Annotated in this window: 2 protein-coding genes; one reads left to right on the forward strand and one right to left on the reverse strand. The window is 73.7% G+C overall.

Going from position 1 to position 2,333, the window contains the following annotated elements:
* Positions 1-58 precede the first annotated feature (58 nt).
* Positions 59-778: a prepilin peptidase gene (locus ACFU7Y_RS43120; RefSeq protein WP_380771927.1), complete on the reverse strand. Its 720-nt coding sequence runs from the start codon at positions 776-778 to the stop codon at positions 59-61.
* Between the two features lie 245 nt (positions 779-1,023).
* Here ACFU7Y_RS43120 and ACFU7Y_RS43125 point away from each other — a divergent pair, with 245 nt between their 5' ends.
* Positions 1,024-2,238, forward strand: a complete 1,215-nt coding sequence (locus tag ACFU7Y_RS43125; RefSeq protein WP_224284358.1) for a pyridoxal phosphate-dependent aminotransferase — start codon at positions 1,024-1,026, stop codon at positions 2,236-2,238.
* The last annotated feature ends 95 nt before the right edge of the window (positions 2,239-2,333 follow it).

Consider the following 2,333-nt stretch of genomic DNA (forward strand, 5'->3'; position numbering starts at 1 on the left):
CGACCGGTGCGGCGGGCCCCTCCGTTCCACTCCCCTTGTTACCGCCGAACGCGCGCGCTCACCGCGCCAGGACCGCGGTGAGCGCGCCGAGCAGCAGGAACGGGCCGACCGGGAGGTCGAGCCCGCGCACCGGGCGGCGGCGGGCCAGCGCGGCGGCGGCCCGCAGGGTGGCCCACAGCCCGGCGAGCACCATCGCGGCGAACAGCCCGCCGAGCGCCACCGACCAGCCGTACCAACCGAGCAGCCCGCCCAGGGCGAGCCCGAGCGGGGAGTCGCCGGGGCCCAACGCGCCCAGCCAGACGGCCAGTTCGAGCACGCCCCCGACCGCGAGCGCGGTCAGCAGGCAGCGCAGCAGCGCGCCGGGGTCGCCCTCGGCCGGCGCCGCGATCAGCAACAGCGCGGCCACCCCGCCGAGCAGCGGCAGGGTGAGCCGGTACGGCAGTCGGCGCACCCGCGCATCGACGAAGCCGAGCGCCACCCCGACCGCCGCCGCCCAGGCCAGCGCCAGGGTCGGCACCAGCAGCCCGTCCGCCGCGTACGCCACCGCGACGGCGACCGCCACCGCGACCGGCTCCACCGTCCAGGGGCCGGCGCCCAGTCGCTCCCGACAGCCCGGGCAGCGCCCGGTCGGCGGCAGCAGCCGCACCGCGCGCCCGCACGACGGGCAGTCCTCGCACCAGGGCCGGCCCTCCGGCACCGCGAACCGGGCGATCTGCCCGCGCAGCGGCGGAGCCGCCAGGAGACCGACCAGCACCGCCGCGACCACGACCGGGACCACCGGCGCACCCCCTCCTCGATCGACGCACCGGCCACATCCTCCCGCGCCGGGCGGCGTGCCGTCCGTCTCGTTCCGCACGCCGGCGTGCGCTCCTCGCACACACGAGCATTCCGGACCTTCGGCTACCGGTTCGGAAGGCCGCCCGCCACCGCCGCCTGCCGATCCAAGGGAGCCGTTCGGACCCTCGGAAGCACCTCTCCGGAGAGCCGCCTCACGGCCCCTCCGTACCCCTAAAGTAGGCGGACATGCAGGTCATCCAGTCCAGCAAGCTCGCCAATGTCTGCTACGACATCCGCGGCCCGGTACTCGACGAGGCGATGCGGCTGGAGGAACAGGGCCACCGCATCCTCAAGCTCAACACCGGCAACCCGGCCACCTTCGGCTTCGAGGCGCCCCCGGAGATCCTCCAGGACATCCTGCGCAACCTCGCCAACGCGCACGGCTACGGCGACTCCAAGGGCCTGCTCTCCGCCCGCCGCGCGGTGGTCATGCACTACGAGGACCGCGGGCTGCACGGCCTCTCCGTCGAGGACGTCTTCCTCGGCAACGGCGTCTCCGAACTGATCCAGCTGGCCATGACCGCGCTGCTGGACGACGGCGACGAGGTGCTCGTCCCGGCCCCGGACTACCCGCTGTGGACCGCCTCGGTCTCGCTGGCCGGCGGCACCGCGGTGCACTACCGCTGCGACGAGCAGTCCGAGTGGTACCCGGACCTCGCCGACATCGAGGCCAAGGTCACCGACCGGACCAGGGCCATCGTGGTGATCAACCCGAACAACCCGACCGGCGCGGTCTACCCGCGCGAGGTGCTGGAGGGCATCACGGAGATCGCCCGCCGGCACGACCTGGTGGTCTACGCGGACGAGATCTACGACAAGATCCTCTACGACGACGCCGAGCACGTCCCGCTGGCCACCCTGGCCCCGGACCTCTTCTGCGTCACCTTCAACGGGCTGTCCAAGGCGTACCGGGTCGCGGGCTTCCGCTCCGGCTGGATGGTGCTGTCCGGCGACCGGCACCGGGCCCGCAGCTACATCGAGGGCCTGACCGTGCTCGCCTCGATGCGGCTGTGCGCCAACATGCCCGCGCAGCACGCGGTGGCCGCCGCCCTCGGCGGGCGGCAGTCGATCCGCGACCTGGTGCTGCCCGGCGGCCGGCTGCACGCCTCGCGCGACGCCGCGTACGAGCTGCTGAACCGGATCCCGGGGGTCAGCTGCGTCAAGCCCAAGGGCGCGCTGTACGCCTTCCCCCGGCTGGACCCCAAGGTCCACAAGATCAGGGACGACGCCCGGATGGTGCTCGACCTGCTGCGCTCCCAGCGCATCCTGCTGGTCCAGGGCACCGGCTTCAACTGGCCCGAGCCGGACCACTTCCGGCTGGTCACGCTGCCCCGGGCGGAGGAGATCACCGACGCGGTGACCCGGATCGGCGACTTCCTCGGCGGCTACGTGCAGCCGTGAGGAGCCGGCCCTCCGAAGGGGGCGGAAAACACTACGGCCGGAGTTCCGGCCCGGGCGATCTCCTTGGTCGGGGGAAAATCGCCCGGCGGAACTCC

Source organism: Kitasatospora sp. NPDC057542 (genome assembly GCF_042801945.1).
GTDB lineage: Bacteria > Actinomycetota > Actinomycetes > Streptomycetales > Streptomycetaceae > Kitasatospora.